15 protein-coding genes are annotated in these 17,561 nt (G+C 45.7%); 2 read left to right on the top strand and 13 right to left on the bottom strand.

Annotated elements, in window-relative coordinates:
- Window positions 1-428 precede the first annotated feature (428 nt).
- From QF041_RS27440 to QF041_RS27415, 6 genes are all read right to left on the bottom strand, one after another.
- Complete coding sequence (locus QF041_RS27440; RefSeq protein WP_307416359.1) at window positions 429-1,697, bottom strand: tetratricopeptide repeat protein; 1,269 nt, start codon at window positions 1,695-1,697, stop codon at window positions 429-431.
- A gap of 631 nt (window positions 1,698-2,328) precedes the next feature.
- Entirely contained in the window at window positions 2,329-2,775 is a 447-nt protein-coding gene (locus QF041_RS27435; protein WP_307416358.1) for a hypothetical protein, read from the bottom strand.
- Between the two features lie 104 nt (window positions 2,776-2,879).
- A complete protein-coding gene (locus QF041_RS27430; protein ID WP_105601829.1) occupies window positions 2,880-3,386 on the bottom strand; it encodes a type 1 glutamine amidotransferase domain-containing protein in 507 nt (168 codons plus the stop codon).
- Between the two features lie 267 nt (window positions 3,387-3,653).
- Complete coding sequence (locus tag QF041_RS27425) at window positions 3,654-3,821, bottom strand: hypothetical protein (RefSeq protein WP_017686784.1); 168 nt, start codon at window positions 3,819-3,821, stop codon at window positions 3,654-3,656.
- 76 nt (window positions 3,822-3,897) lie between these two features.
- On the bottom strand, window positions 3,898-4,359 hold the full coding sequence (gene dtd, locus QF041_RS27420) for a D-aminoacyl-tRNA deacylase (RefSeq protein WP_307416357.1): 462 nt from the start codon (window positions 4,357-4,359) through the stop codon (window positions 3,898-3,900).
- Between the two features lie 12 nt (window positions 4,360-4,371).
- A complete protein-coding gene (locus QF041_RS27415) occupies window positions 4,372-6,549 on the bottom strand; it encodes a RelA/SpoT family protein (RefSeq protein ID WP_036616894.1) in 2,178 nt (725 codons plus the stop codon).
- Between the two features lie 374 nt (window positions 6,550-6,923).
- Here QF041_RS27415 and uraA point away from each other — a divergent pair, with 374 nt between their 5' ends.
- Window positions 6,924-8,240, top strand: coding sequence for a uracil permease (uraA, locus tag QF041_RS27410; protein WP_307416356.1), 1,317 nt, complete (start codon window positions 6,924-6,926; stop codon window positions 8,238-8,240).
- Window positions 8,241-8,398: 158 nt separating this feature from the next.
- Here uraA and QF041_RS27405 read toward each other — a convergent pair whose 3' ends face one another.
- From QF041_RS27405 to QF041_RS27380, 6 genes are all read right to left on the bottom strand, one after another.
- The gene (locus tag QF041_RS27405) at window positions 8,399-8,914 is read right to left on the bottom strand and encodes an adenine phosphoribosyltransferase (RefSeq protein ID WP_091020472.1); all 516 of its coding nucleotides are present in this window, start codon (window positions 8,912-8,914) and stop codon (window positions 8,399-8,401) included.
- A gap of 37 nt (window positions 8,915-8,951) precedes the next feature.
- The gene (recJ, locus tag QF041_RS27400) at window positions 8,952-11,360 is read right to left on the bottom strand and encodes a single-stranded-DNA-specific exonuclease RecJ (RefSeq protein ID WP_307416355.1); all 2,409 of its coding nucleotides are present in this window, start codon (window positions 11,358-11,360) and stop codon (window positions 8,952-8,954) included.
- Between the two features lie 40 nt (window positions 11,361-11,400).
- The gene (locus QF041_RS27395) at window positions 11,401-12,360 is read right to left on the bottom strand and encodes a cation diffusion facilitator family transporter (protein WP_307416354.1); all 960 of its coding nucleotides are present in this window, start codon (window positions 12,358-12,360) and stop codon (window positions 11,401-11,403) included.
- A gap of 73 nt (window positions 12,361-12,433) precedes the next feature.
- The gene (gene secF / locus QF041_RS27390; protein WP_074096230.1) at window positions 12,434-13,342 is read right to left on the bottom strand and encodes a protein translocase subunit SecF; all 909 of its coding nucleotides are present in this window, start codon (window positions 13,340-13,342) and stop codon (window positions 12,434-12,436) included.
- Complete coding sequence (gene secD / locus QF041_RS27385; RefSeq protein ID WP_307416353.1) at window positions 13,332-14,582, bottom strand: protein translocase subunit SecD; 1,251 nt, start codon at window positions 14,580-14,582, stop codon at window positions 13,332-13,334. The genes secF and secD overlap by 11 nt, the downstream gene beginning before the upstream one ends.
- Window positions 14,583-14,673: 91 nt before the next feature.
- Complete coding sequence (locus QF041_RS27380) at window positions 14,674-14,913, bottom strand: post-transcriptional regulator (protein ID WP_036617497.1); 240 nt, start codon at window positions 14,911-14,913, stop codon at window positions 14,674-14,676.
- Between the two features lie 227 nt (window positions 14,914-15,140).
- Between QF041_RS27380 and spoVB the strand changes: the two genes are divergently transcribed.
- A complete protein-coding gene (spoVB, locus tag QF041_RS27375; RefSeq protein WP_091027613.1) occupies window positions 15,141-16,775 on the top strand; it encodes a stage V sporulation protein B in 1,635 nt (544 codons plus the stop codon).
- Window positions 16,776-16,778: 3 nt separating this feature from the next.
- On the opposite strand, the gene QF041_RS27370 is transcribed toward spoVB, so the two are convergent.
- Window positions 16,779-17,507: a YetF domain-containing protein gene (locus QF041_RS27370; protein WP_483874700.1), complete on the bottom strand. Its 729-nt coding sequence runs from the start codon at window positions 17,505-17,507 to the stop codon at window positions 16,779-16,781.
- Between the last annotated feature and the right edge of the window lie 54 nt (window positions 17,508-17,561).

Genomic DNA, 17,561 nt, shown 5'->3' with positions numbered 1-17,561 from the left:
AGGATTGCATACAGCACCCTGATCAAGCAGATATTCCGCTCTACGTGTAACGCACGTCCTGCGCAGGCCAGCTACTGGTCAACAGATCATATCTGCTGTGTTCGCCGTCTGTTCTCGGGGAAGTCATTCGTCCGCTCATCAAGAGAATCCTTACAGCCTTGGGATTCCTCTCTGGTCATGTGGGCACGGAGTACTTGGTCCCGTCATCAAATCAGTAATATAGTTCAAAAATCGACTTGTATTGACTGTAGTCAACGTATTATTTTCTGATTGTAATGAACCGCAGTGCTAAAGTCAAGGGTTAACACGAAAAGATAGCTCTAAAAATTTTGCTCACACGCTGCACCGGATGGGGAGTCACAGAAATCACGGATAATAGAAGCTGGATTCATCATATGAATTCCAACTTCTATTCGCTTCTTATTCCTCTATTGTTGCAGCATCCACTTCAACAGATCCGGCGTGCTCGCCCATAAACGGGAATGCATAATGACATATTCAATCGCTTCGTCGGAGTCGCCCATTCCGACAAAGTCAGGGAGGTTATGCGGCAGCCGCTTCAAACCCAACAGGTAATCAGGCACATGTTTGTTCACACCCCGGGCCACACGGTACAGCATTTTGAGCTGGGAGGTGATTCCGTTTTTCTTATACTCCAGAATGATCTTGTCATAGGCAAAGGCAGTTGCGGTGTCACCTCTTCCATACTCCTCCAGCAATTGCTCTGCCTGATCCAATTGGTTACTGTTCAAATACACAGCAGCGAGCAGGTAACGTGCTCCGGTATTGTCTTCCGTATTAAGCTCTAGCATATGCTCCAGGATCTGTGCTGCTTCTTTGGTATCTCCGCCAAACCAGCAGGATTCGGCATAGCTTTTGCATATCCGGATATAGGGACGAGTCTCATGAAGCCCCCAGAAGTCCCCTTTGTTCTCCTCAAAGAACAGTTCGCCCAGTTCACGTTTGCCAGCAGCGATTCCTTCCTTGAGGTAAGATCGTGCATCATGCTCATTGTCCGATTCCTCAGCCAAAATGAGATACGCATCAGAACTGTCAGGATACATCTCCAGCGCTGTTTCCGCCAGATGTACTCTCCGTTTGGAAGAGCTCGCTTCCATCGCCTTAGACAGCAGAGCCTGTGCTTTGTCTTTCGATGTGCCTGGACCGTTCAGCATCAATAGCTCGTCCGTTTCACCGCCCATGCCGTATTCTTCGATGTAACTATTCATCTCCTTAACCTTCCGGGAGATCGTGCCTGTCGTTACCTCATATTTATCAGCCAACTCAGCCTTTGAGACATTGAAGCCGTATTCCTCGGACAGCAAATACTCAATTGCAGCAGAGAACGAGCCTGTCTTCTTCACAGTAGGGCGGGTCTGACGGGAGTAGCCGTTCCATAGCACCAGAGCTTCCAAAATTACCTCTGGCTCGTATTGGTTCCTCATGTTCTCAATAGTCTGCAGGGCCAGCTGTTCGTGAGCCGGATGCTCCCATTTCAAATCACTTGCCACCATCTTTTTCAGCTTGGTCAAGGTCAGTTTGCTCTCAGGCTGAATGGAGGCTTCCCGAACCGGTTGCTCCGTTGATATTATCCCCAGTATGGATTCTACTGCAGAGGACTCCTTGTTCAGACAACATTTCTTATATTTTTTCCCACTACCGCATGGGCATAAATCATTTCTTCCAACCTTACTCAAAACTAATTCCCCCTTAAATCTGTCTCTAGCCATTCGCATGAGAACTCTGTTGCTTTAGCATTGTAGGTGTCATTTCTCAAACGAGGCATTCTATATAACTTTCAAATTCCATCGATCAAGCAGAAACGGCTGTCCCGTACTTATATAAAAAGGCGGGGCCGTTTCAGCGAGTATATGTTCATCTGGAATATGACGGATCACTCTGGCGATGAGTTCCTCATACTCTCTGTCATAGGATTGGATTCGCCTGAACCCAATCGCTGGAGCTCGATTTACCGTCCTATGTAGCCCAACTATGAAAACAATTCGCTGTAGTAATATATAAACCCATCTCTCTATTTTAGCAAAAATTGAATAAAGGGGTAAGCTCTGCCCAAAACATACACATTCTCAGCTCAAAAAAAATAGCCTGCACACGGTGTGCAGGCTCAAAGGATATATAAAAAAAGGGGGTCATGTGTGTTATTATAAGCCCACTATGTTAAAGGCTTATGTATCTAATATTACAGTAATATTACAAAAATGATAGCGCTTTATAAATTAGTTTTTTAATATCCTCCTGATTAAAAAACCCTTGCACATTACTCGACTCTATAGTCAAGCAGTGCAAGGGCCAAGAAGTATCTACACGTTAGTTCAACTCTTCCACATAGGCATGGTTGGAACGAAGCTTATGAACAATCTCGTCATAATCCTCATCCCTTACTTTGGCAGACAGAACATAATGCAGATCATCATAATCGGCCGAAGACACATCCGCAGCACTCAGCATGTCTCCATCCTCATTCACTCTGTCACGAGTATCCCGTTCTGCATCACGGTCCACATTGGCTACCACAGGGATCACATTTTCGCTGGCTGGAACACCCGGGGCTGCACCTACACCCATTGCTCCGTTGGTACCTACGCCACCTGCTGTATTATAAGGCACCAGTGGCACCATAACACGCGTGTCTCTACCTATCGCACTATCAAGCTGACCTACTTCCAAATGCTCTGTACGGAACGTCTGAAGTGAAGTTCTTGCTCCCTCTGCCTCGTCTTCGGTTCGAAAATACGCCTGAATATGTTTTGTCATGTCAAACCCTCCTTTTTCGGAATGAAATGCAACGTGAAGTTTCGTAACCCCACGATGTAACATAGTTAAGATACATCAATATATGTCAGTTGCACTAGCTGAAGTTATATAACTTTTAGCAGTTCACGTACAAACGCTGGCTCATCTTCAGGCGTACGGGATGTAATATAGTTTCCATCCACAACGGCCTCATGATCCTTGAACTCTGCTCCTGCGTTTACCATGTCATCCTTAAGTGGTGGATAGGATGTAATGGTGCGGCCTTTCAACAGACCGGCACTAGCCAAAATTTGCGGACCATGACAGATCGCAGCAATTGGTTTCTTCGCACTGTTGATCTCGGTGACAAACTTCAAGATGTGCGCATCAGTTCGCAAATTCTCAGGGGATGATCCACCAGGAATCACGACTGCATCATAATCTGAAGCGGATGCATCACCAATCGCCTTATCTGTGGTATAGGAGGCCTTTCCTCCTTTACCTTTAAGGGTCTCACCGGCTTTTAATCCGATAATCTCCACTTCATGTCCAGCTTTCTTTACTTCGTCATACGGGACCTGCATCTCCGAATCTTCAAAGTCATTCGCCAATAAAAAAGCAACTTTACTCATAACGTATGTTCTCCTTTCCGTGTTCGAACTTTCTTTATAAAATCGGGTCTTGCAGTACATTGGCACTTCGTTGTGCCTCGTTTTGTTATTACCCTCACCAGAGCAATTTATAACAATTCAATATAATTTCATTTTATAAAGCAGTCGTCAAACGAATAATTAAAAAAGATCTACTCACGACAAAAAGTCCTGATTCGGTAAGGAATCAGGACTTTTTCAGAATCTGTATAATCCAAATATCGGATAATTATATACCTGTGTAAACATTCAAGATCGCGGAAGATGACTCTGCTTCCCTTTGTCCGAATCCTGAAGGGCCCAGATCGTTGCAACATATTCAGCAGCCGAACGGGCAAGGTGCAATGATTCATACAGGTTGCCAGGGAGTAACAAAGGTTCTGAACGGGTACGTGTTTCTTTCGCAGATTGGCGCATAATTGGATGGATACTCCTTTGATCATCAAATAGTCATCAACGAATTATCCCTTATTATGGCCTGAACCCAATGAAATTATGCACGTGGTTCCTGACGAACCGAACTTTCAAGCATCAAAGTCACGGGTCCCCAGTTGGTAAATGTTACATCCATCATCGCTCCGAAACGCCCGGTTTCAACCTGAATACCTTTATCGCGTAGTAGTTGATTAAACGTTTCATATAACAGTTCCGCCGCTTCAGGTCGGGCCGCAGCCGCAAAGCTCGGACGCTTTCCTTTGCGACAATCTCCGTACAGGGTGAACTGGGAAACAGACAATACAGCACCGCCTACATCAAGCAGGCTGAGATTCATCTTCTCCTGATCATCCTCAAATATCCGCAACCCACTAACTTTGTCAGCCAGATACTGGGCATCCTTCTCGGTGTCCTCATGGGTAATGCCTACGAGCAGCATTAATCCGGATTCGATCTTACCGGTAAGCTCGTCTCCCACGGTCACCTGAGCCTCTTTACAGCGTTGTACAAGCACCCTCATCTTACAGGCTCCTTACTGCATAATCCGATGCACCGAATAGACATCTTTCACACGTTTGATCCGTTCAACAACGGATTGCAGATGATCCGTATTACGAATCAGAATTGTGACGTGCACCAATGCTAATTTATTTTTATCTGTCCGTCCTGTAACGGCAGATATATTGGTTTTACTTTCGGATACAGCCTGAAGTACCTCGTTGAGCAAGCCATTTCGATCATGGCCTGTAATCTCTATATCCACACTGTAACTCGCTTCGATATTCTCTTCCCACTCGACCTCAATAACACGTGCTGCTTCTTCTCCGTCTGCACTTGTCGGGATATTTGGACAGTCACTACGGTGTACGGAAACGCCGCGTCCGCGTGTAACGTATCCGATAATGTCATCCCCAGGTACAGGATTACAGCATCGTGCGAATCGAACAAGCAGATTATCGATGCCTTTGACACGAATACCGTTGGTTGGTCGATTTCTGCGCTCAGGCGCAGGTTTCAGCTCGCGCATCTCGGAATTTAATTCCAGCAAACTGGACTCTTCCTGCTCTTTACGCAGTTTTTCGGTTGCTTTGGTTACAATCTGTGCAGCAGTAATCCCACCGAATCCAACAGCCGCAAGCATGTCATCAATATCGTTAAACGCATATTTTTTGGCAGCTTCCATCAACTTGTCATCTGTCATCCACGCAGAAGGATCAAGCCCCATGCGTTTCAGTTCACGCTCACAGCTCTCCCGACCTTTTTCAACGTTTTCTTCACGGCGTTCCTTCTTGAACCATTGCTTGATCTTCGCTCGTGCATGAGAAGATTTCGCAATTTTCATCCAGTCCTGGCTCGGTCCGTAAGAATGTTTGGACGTCAAAATTTCGATGATATCACCTGTCTTCAGATGATAATCGAGCGGAACAATCCGACCGTTTACTTTGGCACCAATGGTCCGATTACCAACCTCCGTATGGATTCGATAAGCAAAATCCAAAGGAACAGAGCCAATCGGCAATTCGATGACTTCTCCTTTTGGCGTAAATACAAATACCAGATCCGAGAAGAAATCCATTTTGAGTGACTCTACGAATTCTGATGCATCCTGTGCTTCGTTTTGAAGTTCAAGAATTTCACGGAAGAACGTAATCTTATCTTCAAAATGATTTCCGTTCGCAGCGCCTTCTTTGTAGGCCCAGTGGGCAGCAATACCAAATTCAGCAGTCCGGTGCATATCCCATGTACGAATCTGTACTTCCGTTGGTTCGCCATTGGGACCAACTACCGTTGTATGCAGCGATTGATACATATTCGCCTTCGGCATCGCAATGTAGTCTTTAAAGCGTCCAGGCATCGGTTTCCATAGCGTGTGTATAATTCCCAGGGTAGCATAACAATCCTTGATATTATCCACAATAATACGGATGGCAAGCAGATCATAAATTTCGTTAAACTGCTTGTTTTTGGTGGTCATTTTCTTGAACACGCTGTAGATATGTTTCGGGCGGCCCGAAAGGTCTGCCTGAATTCCCATCTCATCGAGCTTGTTCGTAATTCCATCCATAACCGTATCAATATATTGCTCACGTTCCGCACGTTTTTTGTGCATCAGGTTTGCAATTCGGTAATACTGCTGCGGATTCAAATAACGGAGGGCGATGTCCTCCATTTCCCATTTGATTGCAGAGATACCCAAACGGTTTGCAATCGGACAGAAAATTTCCAGCGTCTCATATGAAATCCGGCGCTGGCTTTCTTCCGACTGAAATTTGAGTGTCCGCATATTATGCAGACGGTCAGCCAATTTAATCACGATGACACGGATGTCCTGCGCCATGGCGATGAACATTTTGCGGTAGTTCTCGTTCTGCTGTTCTTCCTTGGAGCGAAACTGAATACGTTCCAGCTTCGTCAAGCCGTCAACAAGCATGGCACACGTATTGCCGAAATGATTGCGGATCTCTTCAAGTGAGACCGTAGTATCCTCTACTACATCATGAAGAAGCGCTGCTATTATGGAGATGGTGTCCATCTGCATATTCACAACAATGTCGGCAACCGCAAGCGGATGCAGAATATACGGTTCTCCCGATTTTCGCGTCTGTCCATGGTGGGCCTGATCAGCAAATTCGTAAGCTTCTCGTATGCGCACCAGATCGGGTTCTTTGATATATGCCCCGGCCTTCTCGAGTAATTGCTCTATGCCCATTCTGATCTGTTCCGTGTCCTTTCTATACCAAATGGAACCCGTGACAGTGCTGCAACACAGGTTCCCCGTAAAAGTAATTTCCTATAATTATGACGCTTCGCCCGTTTCCCGTCAACTGCTGACGAATAAGAGCGCTTATCCAATTTTTATATTGGTGATTTGAATTACTTCTAACCCGTTTCCCTATGACCCACAGGGGATTGGATGTATTTCTTATTTTCTTATGTATTATTGCCGTTATTTGCTGAAATAGAAGGAAAATTCATGAAAATATTAATTCCATCGCTCTGCTACATCAAAAATGTTATTGATTAATTAAGAGAAACTCTGTAATCTATTGAAAGTTTGTGTTTCGGAAAAGGAGATGGAATTCATTGCAACGCGAAATTCAGGTTAATCAAAAGATGCCACTTGGCTCAGGTTCACTGCTTAGCCTTCAGCATTTGTTCGCCATGTTTGGCAGTACGGTGCTTGTACCAAACCTGTTCGGTGTTGATCCAAGTATGATCCTGCTGATGAACGGGATTGGAACACTGTTGTACATACTGATGTGTAAAGGAAAGATCCCCGCATACCTTGGGTCCAGTTTTGCCTTTATTGCTCCTGTCACTTCAGTATTGAAAACACATCCAGAGAACGGTTATTCCATGGCACTTGGAGCTTTTATTATAACTGGACTTGTTTTCTGCCTGGTGGCTTTAATTATTAAATATGCCGGGACAGGATGGATCAACGTTGTATTCCCACCAGCAGTTATGGGTGCCATCGTTGCTCTGATCGGTCTGGAGCTTGTACCTGTTGCAGCGCAAATGGCCGGATTGATTAATTCTGATCCTGTTGCTAATCCCAACTGGGTGCCGCAGGCCAAACCCATTATTTTATCCATGGCCACACTCGGTATCACTGTCATTGGAGCCGTAACGTTCCGTGGATTCCCCAAAATCATTCATATTCTAATCGGTATCGTAGTTGGTTATATCCTTGGCTATTCTATGGGTCTGGTTGATAAACAGGCTATTGGAAACGCTGATTTTCTCTCACTGCCAACCGTAACCACTCCTACATTTGACTGGTCTGTTGTCTTCACCATTCTACCTGTAGCACTCGTGGTTATTGTAGAACATATTGGACATTTGCTTGTAACGAGCAGCATTGTAGGCAAGGATCTCTCGAAAGACCCTGGGCTTCATCGTTCCCTGCTTGGTAACGGCGTATCCACCATTCTTTCCGGGTTTGTAGGATCTACTCCCAATACAACCTATGGTGAGAACATCGGTGTTATGGCACTGACTCGCGTATACTCCACATATGTCATTGGTGGTGCAGCGGTTATTGCAATCGTACTCTCCTTCTCAGGAACATTCTCGGCGCTTGTAGCCAACATTCCTGTGCCTGTTATGGGTGGGGTATCCCTGCTTCTGTTCGGAGTTATTGCAGCATCCGGTCTGCGTATTCTGGTTGAACAGAAAGTTGATTTTGCCAAACCGACCAATCTGCTGCTTACTACACTTGTACTGGTCATCGGACTAAGTGGTACAGAAGTTACCTTCTACGGTATTCATCTGAAAGGGATGGCACTGGCAACCATCGTCGGAATCCTGATGAGCTTGTTGTTCAAACTGTTTGAAGTACTGGGTTGGTTAAATGACGATTCGCAAAAACAGCCTATCACTGAAAAAACGCCCGATTAATTCACATCGTATAGACATCAAAAAGCCTGTTCTTTCCAACCCTAACGGATGGAAAGAACAGGCTTTTTTCGCAATCATTAATGCTGTATATTATTTCCCGGGAAAAGGGAAAAGCAATTCAGGTTTTAATCACAACACTCCAAGTGGAGATTTTAAACTTAGTAGTTCATCAATGTGAATACATCGATTTTCTCTGGCAATTTAGCACGACCATTCAGATCAGACAGTTCGATCAGGAAGGCAGCTCCGACAACGTTCCCACCCAATTGTTCAATCAAGTTGATGGAAGTTGCAATCGTTCCACCCGTTGCGAGCAGATCATCTGCGATCAGGACATTTTGACCTTTTTCAATCGCATCTGTGTGCATCGCGAGTGTATCCTTGCCATACTCGAGATCATAACCAACTTCGATCGTCTCTCCAGGCAGTTTTCCACTTTTGCGAATCGGAGCAAAACCGACACCAAGAGCATATGCCAGAGGGGCGCCCACAACGAAACCACGTGCTTCAGGTCCAGCAATAACGTCAATCTTGAGATCAGAAACCATCACTTTCAGTTCATTGATCGCATTGCGGTACATTTCTCCATCCTTCAACAATGTTGTAATGTCCTTAAAGCTGATTCCCGGTTGTGGAAAGTCAGGAATGACACGAATATAATCTTTAAAATCCAAAATAATCTCCTCCTAAAATAAATACACAAACTTCCATCTAAGATACGCCCTTCATCCGGGATATCATCCATTGTGTCAGTTGCGGTGTGGCTGCATCCAGCATCACCTGTTCTATCTCGGCCATATTTTCGAGCGCCTGATAGTGACGTGAAGCGGTTAGTTCACGCTTAGGCGGGTTATCCACAAACGCAATTTTGCCGTTATCACGGGTAATGAAGGATAACTCTTCGAATACATCCAACATCATCGTAATCATGCGCGGCGAACAACCACACTGACGACTGAGCACAGGAGTAATCTCTTGTTCCTCCACGGGTTCAGCTTTCCATTTCAACACCTGCATATAAATACGCTTAAAGAGTTCTCTGGAAGGCATCTGAAGGCGATCTCGGCGGTTGCCTGATCCGTGCAGAAGGATGATATTCTCAGCTCCACTGAACAAAGCCAGCATGGCATCAAGTTGTTCCGGGGTTTCCGGCGTATCAAACACAAATAACGTCCGGACTTGTTCCTGTCCATAATGCTGTGCAGCAGCATTACACGGAAATAACCCGACCCTTCTATCATATACCCAAAGGCAAGGTTCATACAATGAATTTCCCTCGGAAACATCTGTTTCTTTCCGAACAATAGCACCAACAGAACCAGATTTATATCGCAGATGCACCTCAAGTGAGCTCAAGAAATGTTTCATCGCATTTAATGGCTCGGCATTACCGCGCAAATCAAATACTTGGACCTGAGGAACATGAATGTCCTGAAGCATCAGTTGAGGTTTTCTCATCCCATTCCATTCATTGATGGACAGTTCTCCCATCACATCAATAACGGAACCTGGGAGAAGAAACTCTGCTAACGCTCCCTTGCCAAAAGCAACGGTTTCCAGTTGCTGACCATCCTGTTCCAGAACCAGTTTAAGATGTCGTTTCTCTCGTCCCATTGTTCTGGTTTCCTTCACAGTCACACTTCTCAATACAAACCGTGGCGAAGGATTGCTCATTCCAAAAGGCTGCAACCTGTCGATCTCCTGGATCACTTTCAGTGGAACATCACTGATTCTGCATTCATCATCCGCAAGACGTTGAGGTACAAAGTCCTCTTCAGTTAATACAGATGCAGCAAACTTATTCAAACCAGCCTCAAGTTCTTCCAGCTGATCCCGATGCAAGGTCATACCTGCTGCAGCAGGGTGTCCCCCGTAATGGTCCATAGTGTGTTTATTGACTGTGAGTGCCTCATAGATATCCAAGCCCTCAATGGAGCGCGCAGAGCCCTTGCAGACACCGCTCTCTGGATCGATGCCAAGGATAAGTGTAGGTCGGTAATAACGCTCCAGCAATTTGGAAGCCACGATACCAACCACTCCGACGTTCCAGCCCTCCCCAGCCAATACGATTACATCTGGAACGGATCCAGAACGAAGCTGTATCTTTTGTTCCAACTGTGCCGTTGCTTCTTGTAATATGCCCTCTACAACTTGCTGCCGTTCCCGATTCAATAGATCAAGCTGACCGGCTAGCGTATGAGCTTCATCCAGATTCTCAGTTGTGAGCAGCGACACCGCTCGTCCTGCATGGTCCAAACGTCCACTGGCATTAATACGTGGTGCCATGGCGAAGGCAATATTAATCGAGGTCACTTGACTCTGATCCACACCACTGATTTCCAGCAATGCACTTACACCAGGAAGACGTGAACCACGCATCGATTCTATTCCATAACTGACGATAACCCGGTTCTCCCCTTCCAAAGGCATCAGATCGGCAACGGTACCGATGGCGGCAATCTCCATCCATTCACCGGGCACTTCCCCGATTAATGCCTGAGCGAGCTTCAAGGCTACTCCTGCTCCTGCCAAACCTTTAAAAGGATACGGGCATCCTGGAAGTTTTGGATTAATAAGTGTAAAGGCTTCGGGCAAAATTTCAGGCGGCTCATGGTGATCTGTCACAATGACTTCGATGCCCAGCGTTGCCGCATAGGCAATCTGTTCAACAGCACTGATTCCGGTGTCCACGGTAATTATCAATGAAACGCCCTGTTGATGGGCCCAATCCAACGCATGGTTGTGCAATCCATACCCTTCATTCGAGCGATGAGGGATATATATATCGTACGAAGCCCCAAGATGACGCATCAAATGGATCATGAGCGATGTGCTGGATACGCCATCAGCGTCATAATCCCCGTAGATCAAAATATGTTCTTCCCGCTCCAATGCCAGCTTGATTCGTGGCACAGCTTCATTCATGCCGAGTAACAGATAAGGATCATGCATCTGATTCAGATCAGGATGCAAAAAACGTTCGGCCTCCTTCTCATTGTGCACTCCTCGACTCACAAGCAAACGTCCAACAAGGGGTGAAACGGAAAGCGCCTGCGAGAGTCCCGCAGCCGCCTCCAGATCGATATTCGGTGTATTCCACCGGTATTGCGAATAAAGCAATGATAACGCTCCTTTCCTGATCTACTGGACCCGCGCTTCACTACTGAATTAATGTCGCTTCGTGATCGGGCAGTTCATGATTGGATTTATAAGGATAGCCTGGATCATAAGGTATCGCTTGAATCTGTACTTCTTTCACATGACTGAAACGGGTTAGCAGTAGTGTCTTGGCCCGATTAGCAATCTCCTGTGCTTCCAGTATTGAGATTCTTGGATTCACACTAATGACCAGCTCAATCGTAACGTCATGTTCCTGTTCACGTGCAACCAAATGCTCAATGGTAATGATGCCATATACCCGCTGTACGGTCTCTTTGAAATCTGACGCTTCTTCCTGCTCCAGTTCCTGAACGAGTGAGCCATAGACTGTGTCCACAATCATTCGGTAACCCTTGTGAAGCACAAAACAGGAAGCAATCAACGCAGCCGTGGGGTCCAGGTAGAGCAGCATGCTCATACCCATCTCTTCACCAGCCATCGATCCTATAATGCCGATTAACACGGTGAGCGAACAATAGAGTGCACGGCGATGTTGCTGTGCATAGGCCAGCGCCTGAGACTGGTTTCGTTTACGGAAATATCTGTACTGAAATTGAAAAATTGCTTCTTTCACAGCCAAAGCTGCAACAGCCACCAAAAGTACCGACTTGCCGGGTGCTTCCGGTTCACTTCCGGAGAGACTGCCTAATGCGGAGATGGCAAGCTGCAATCCACCCATGAGAATCAGCACAGATAACAATACTGAGATTCCGGGTCTAGCAACACGTGAATGTTCTTTATACCGTCCCCTGCGAGCCTTGCTCTTATCGCGTACAGACTTGGAGGGAAAGAGACCAGCCAGGGCAGAACCAGCTTCAGAAGCAGAATACAAGCCGTCAGCGAGCAATGATTTGCTGTTTGCCATATAACCGACTCCCGCTTTGATCACCGCAAGTCCCATATTACCGGCAATACCGCTCCATGTGGCAGCCTGAGCAGATGGGATATGTTCTCTGGTCATGAATATTCCCCCTTAATTCTGTACATAAAGTTGCAAAACCGCGCCTGGCAGACGCGGCTTCACAATAAGATGTTTAGTTAGATTCTTTAGCTACTGTTTTTGGCTTATCCACTTGTTTACCTTTGAGCATCAGCCATAGTGGAGCGGCGATATAGATTGAAGAATATGCACCGAACAGTGTTCCGATAACCATCGCAAGCGAGAACATGCGAATGGATTCTCCACCAAATATGAACAAACAGATTGAAGCTGCAAACACGGTGAATGTTGTATTCAGGGAACGTGTCATCGTTTGAGCCAAACTGCGATTGACTACCTCGCGTAGGTCGGCTTTGGTTGTCTTTTTGGCAAAACGCAGATTCTCACGAATCCGGTCAAAGATAACGATCGTATCGTTGATCGAGAACCCGACAATGGTCAATACTGCAGTAATAAAGGTCAGATCGACTTCCAAACGGAAGATGGAGAACACACTTATTACAACAAATGCGTCATGGAAGAGTGCGATAACCGCAGCCAAACCAAAGCGCCACTCGAATCGGATCGCAACATAGATCATGATCCCGATACTCGCAATGAGTACCGCGTAGATCGCGTTGCGCTCCAATTCTTTGGCCATCTCTGGATCAACGGTATTTACTTCATAGGAAGCCGATGCATCCAGTTTGGTAAATTCCTGTTTAAATTTGCTCTCTTGGGTCTCATCCAGTTCATTGGAGAAACGAACATTTACACGGTCAGCCCCCGGTGTAATGGTAACATCACCCTCATCAACACCGATGTCCTTAACGATAGGTTTAATCTGCTCCGCTGTGATTGCTTTGGATACCGAGATATCCACATTCGATCCAGCACGGAAATCAACCGCATAATTCAAACCTAAAGCCAGAATGCTGATAATCCCCGTAATCGTCAGAATAATCGAGAAGATATAGGCAATCTTACTACCTTTAACATAATCAAAATTCCAATTAAAGCGCACGAATTTCACTCTCCTTCACTCCGAAGTACTTAGGCTTCTTCAACACGTTACCCCGTACAAGCAGGGTCAACAGGAAGCGGGAGAAGAAAATATTCGTGATAATACTGGTGACAATATCAAAAATCAGCACGAGTGCAAAACCTTTAACCGCACCTGTTCCCAAGAAGAACATAACAGCCGCAGCAATAATGGTTGTGATGTTGGAGTCAATGATTGTTCGGAAGGAATGTTTACCACCCGCTTTAACCGAAGACAAGATCGACTTACCACTGCGCATCTCTTCTTTAATCCGTTCGTACGTGATGATATTGGCATCCACCGCCATCCCTATACCCAGGATAAACGCCGCAATACCTGGGAGGGTAAGCACGAATTCTCCTAAATAGAAGATTGCTAGTACCAGCCACGTATGTGTAATCAAGGCAAAACTCGCGATAATACCAGGAATGCGATAAAGCCCAATCATGAACACTAGAATAATAATGGAACCAATCAATCCCGCTTTAATGGTCTGATCCAGAGAAAGTTTACCAAGTGTTGCACCAACACTTTGTGAATACTTCTCTGTAAGTTTCAGTGGCAATGCACCCAGGTTAATGGTGTCACGAAGCTGGTTTGCTTCGTCACGTGTGTAAGCACCCGAAATCTGAGCGGAACCATCTGTCAACTGTTGTCTAACGGTTGGAGCAGAGAGCAACTCATCGTCCAAATAAATGGCGAGAGGTTGTCCGATCAAACGTTTGGTAATCTCGGAAAATTTAGCTTTGTCTTTCACTTGAATGTCAATCATAGGCTCATTCAATTGAGTGAACACAACTTTGGCTGCATTCTCAACAAATTCATTTCCGCGAAGCTCAATTTTGGTGTATTCGCCTTCCTTGTCGTTCTCAGCTTTACTACGGAAGGTCAAAACAGCCGGTTCTTTCATTTTGGCCCTAACTTCAGCCTCATCCGTAACCCCTGCCAACTTCAATCGAATCCGGTTGCTTCCTTCAGTGGTTACCTCCGGTTCGCTTGTTCCGAGCGCGTTGGCGCGGCTTTCAAGACTTTTGGCCGTTTGCACCAAAGATGCTTTGGTGACTTGTTGACCTGCTTCGAGCGGCTCTGCTTCATATAAGATCTCGTAGCCTCCCTTTAAATCAAGGCCCAAGCGTATATTTTTGAGCAGTTCCGGGCTTGTTCCCACCATTACCCCTGTGGTGACAAGCACGACCAGAATGAAACTGATAATTCTTTTCATGCCGTTCCTAGATCCCCTTTCGTTCTCAATATTCCTATTATAGCGATGCCGTAAAAAGCAGTCAATTTTCAACAAAAAAGATCCCTTTCGTCTAGAAAGAGGACCCCCGGTATGCAGACACGGTCATAAAGTTCATAAAGCTTGTTGCTTTCAGTGACAAAATGTCGTTCACCAGCTGGTGAAGCGGTGGAATGCCCTGTTTTTCATATTTATGACTGACGCAATTCCAGACATCTTTGCTGGTGACATATTCGTAACCGACAAGCCTTAATTCCTCCGCTTTGCTACGGCAGAGCATCTCTATTGACTGTTCCAACTCCACATCATTCATTTCTTCCAACGGGGAGCCTCCCTTCGTACATCCAAGCCTTTATGCGGCATCAATATTACATGATTCGACTTCGCCTGATCATATTCCTTCTTGTTGATTATGGTTCTTTTTGTTAATCGTGTCCAAGTTGTCATGAGAAGATAAAGGACTGGCATAGGATGAAGAACAACGGCTTTGTCCCGTTTATGTTGATAGCCTGTACTTTCAACCGGGAAAGAGGGGTAGTCTTGAAGAAACAGACATTTATCCAGGGGGCCATGATCCTGCTCGCGGCAGGCATAATTAATCGAATACTTGGTTTCATTCCGCGCATTGCGCTGCCACGAGTCATTGGTGCAGAAGGTGTTGGCATCTACCAATTGAGCTATCCCTTTTTTATCGTACTGGTGACATTAATTACGGGTGGTATTCCGCTCGCCGTAGCCAAGCTCGTAGCCGAAGCTGATACCGGTGCCAATCGTTATTCCCCCCAGCGAATCCTGCAAGTAAGCTTAAGCTTTACGTTGACCCTGGGTGTTGTATTCATGTTTTTGTGCATCCTGTTTGCACCCTGGGTAACCAAATACGTGCTCACAGATGAGCGGGTGTACCATACGTTCGTTAGTATGAGCCCCATGATTGCCATTATCGCTGTATCTGCTGTCTACAGAGGTTATTTCCAAGGTAAGCAAAACATGATGCCTACTGCCATTTCATCCATTGTTGAAACCATCATTCGTATCGTCTGTGTCATTTGGTTTGCCTGGCTTCTCCTTCCCCACGGTATTGCCCAAGCTGCTGCTGGTGCCATGCTGGGAGCGCTCGTTGGAGAATTCGGCGGTATGCTTGTACTCTTGTGGAAGTATAACAGGCAGAAGAAAGAGTTACCGCTCGCTAAGCAACAGAACATGTCCAATCTCACAACCAAACCTTCAGCCAAACCTTTAAACCCAATACCTTCAGTTCTGAAAGAAACGGGTACTCCACAGCCCGGATTAATCAGGCGTTTGCTTGCAATCTCTATTCCTGTTACAGCAGGCCGATTGGTTGGCTCCTTATCCTATCTTGCCGAAACTATTGTTACTGCCCAGAGTTTGGCTCTGGCAGGCATATCCAAAGGGCTCGCTACAGCACAATATGGTGCATTACAAGGTATGATTATTCCTCTGCTGCTGCTGCCGGGGGCACTAACCTCATCGCTCGCGACATCACTTGTGCCTTCACTGTCCGAAGCTTCTGCTCAGGGAGATCGCGCACTGATTCACAAAAGAATGCATCAGGCCTTACGTTTGGCACTTGTGACAGGTGCTCCGTTTTCCGTGTTTATGTATGTGCTTGCCGAACCGATGTGTCTTGTTCTGTATAATGATGCATCGATCGGAAGCATGCTGAAGCTAATGGCTCCTTTTGCTTTGTTCATTTATATTCAAGCTCCTCTTCAAGCTGCATTACAAGCTCTTGACCGTCCGGGTAAAGCATTGCTGAATACGTTTATCGGTGCTGTTATCAAAATCACGTTGATTTTAACGCTTGCTTCCCGGCCTGAATATGGCATCTTCGGTGCAGTCATCGCCATCTGTGTGAATTCTACGGTAGTTACCCTGTTACATGCCCAAAGCGTACGTAGCCTGCTACAGTTCCGCTTCAAAATGATGGATTGGGTCAAGACGGGTGCAGGAATGTTTATCATGGGAGCAGCGACCCTACTCGTATACGAAGAGACTGCCATGATATTGCCTTTTTGGGTGAGGATGCTTCTCGCTCCTTTTGTCGGGCTTATCGTGTATTTCATCGTCATGGGCTGGACCAAAATGATTGACTTTCATGATCTGTCCCGTGCTCCTTTGATTGGTTCATGGTTCAAGCGCCGGTCAGGCAAATGATTTTCATTTTATATCATCTTTTGGACTGACATATATCTTCCCATTGTGGTCAATGGAACATATAAATACATCCTTGAAATCCAGAATTCCATTATGTTGAATTTGATTTTTCAGCCAAAATCTCGTTTTCTGGATGATCTCCAGATTCTGATCCTGGACCTTTCCATCCATAATTAAGGGGAGTGGCAGACCTTCATATTTGATATTTGGAAATTTGATATTTGGAGATCCGTCAATCTGGTTTTTTCCCGTTTTGGATTTATTGGAAGAAGAATCCTCTGAGTCAGAACCGGAAGAATTACTATCGTTAGAAGTATTCTCATCCTTGGGAAAAACGGTCAGCTTGCCTGTGGTCTCCAAAATAGCGAAATCAACCTCACCGATACTGTCTACATTCTGTTCACGGAGTTGTTGCAATAGATCATCCAGATTATATCGTTGCTTCCGCATCTCATCCCGGTGAAGAACGCCTTTGGAGATCAAAACAGTAGGTTTGCCATCAATTATCAGGCGAAGACGTCGACTTTTAAGACCTATAAAGGCCATTCCGATCTGTACAATGATCAAGGTAAGCATGGGGGCAATCCCATAAGAGAGTGGTTTATCAATATCTTCAATGACAAAAGCAGCCATTTCAGCAAGCATAATGGACACGACAAGATCAAACATGGATAGCTTACCAATCTCACGTTTACCCATAACCCTCATTGCACAGTACACCAGAAAGTACATGAGAATGGTTCGAAAGATATGTGATCCGACATCTGGGAAGTTCACAACAGGGGT

It is taken from the genome of Paenibacillus sp. W2I17 (genome assembly GCF_030815985.1).
In the GTDB taxonomy this organism is placed as follows: Bacteria; Bacillota; Bacilli; order Paenibacillales; family Paenibacillaceae; genus Paenibacillus.
The sequence above is the reverse complement of the archived record's forward strand: the minus strand, read 5'-3'. Positions and strand labels throughout refer to the sequence as shown.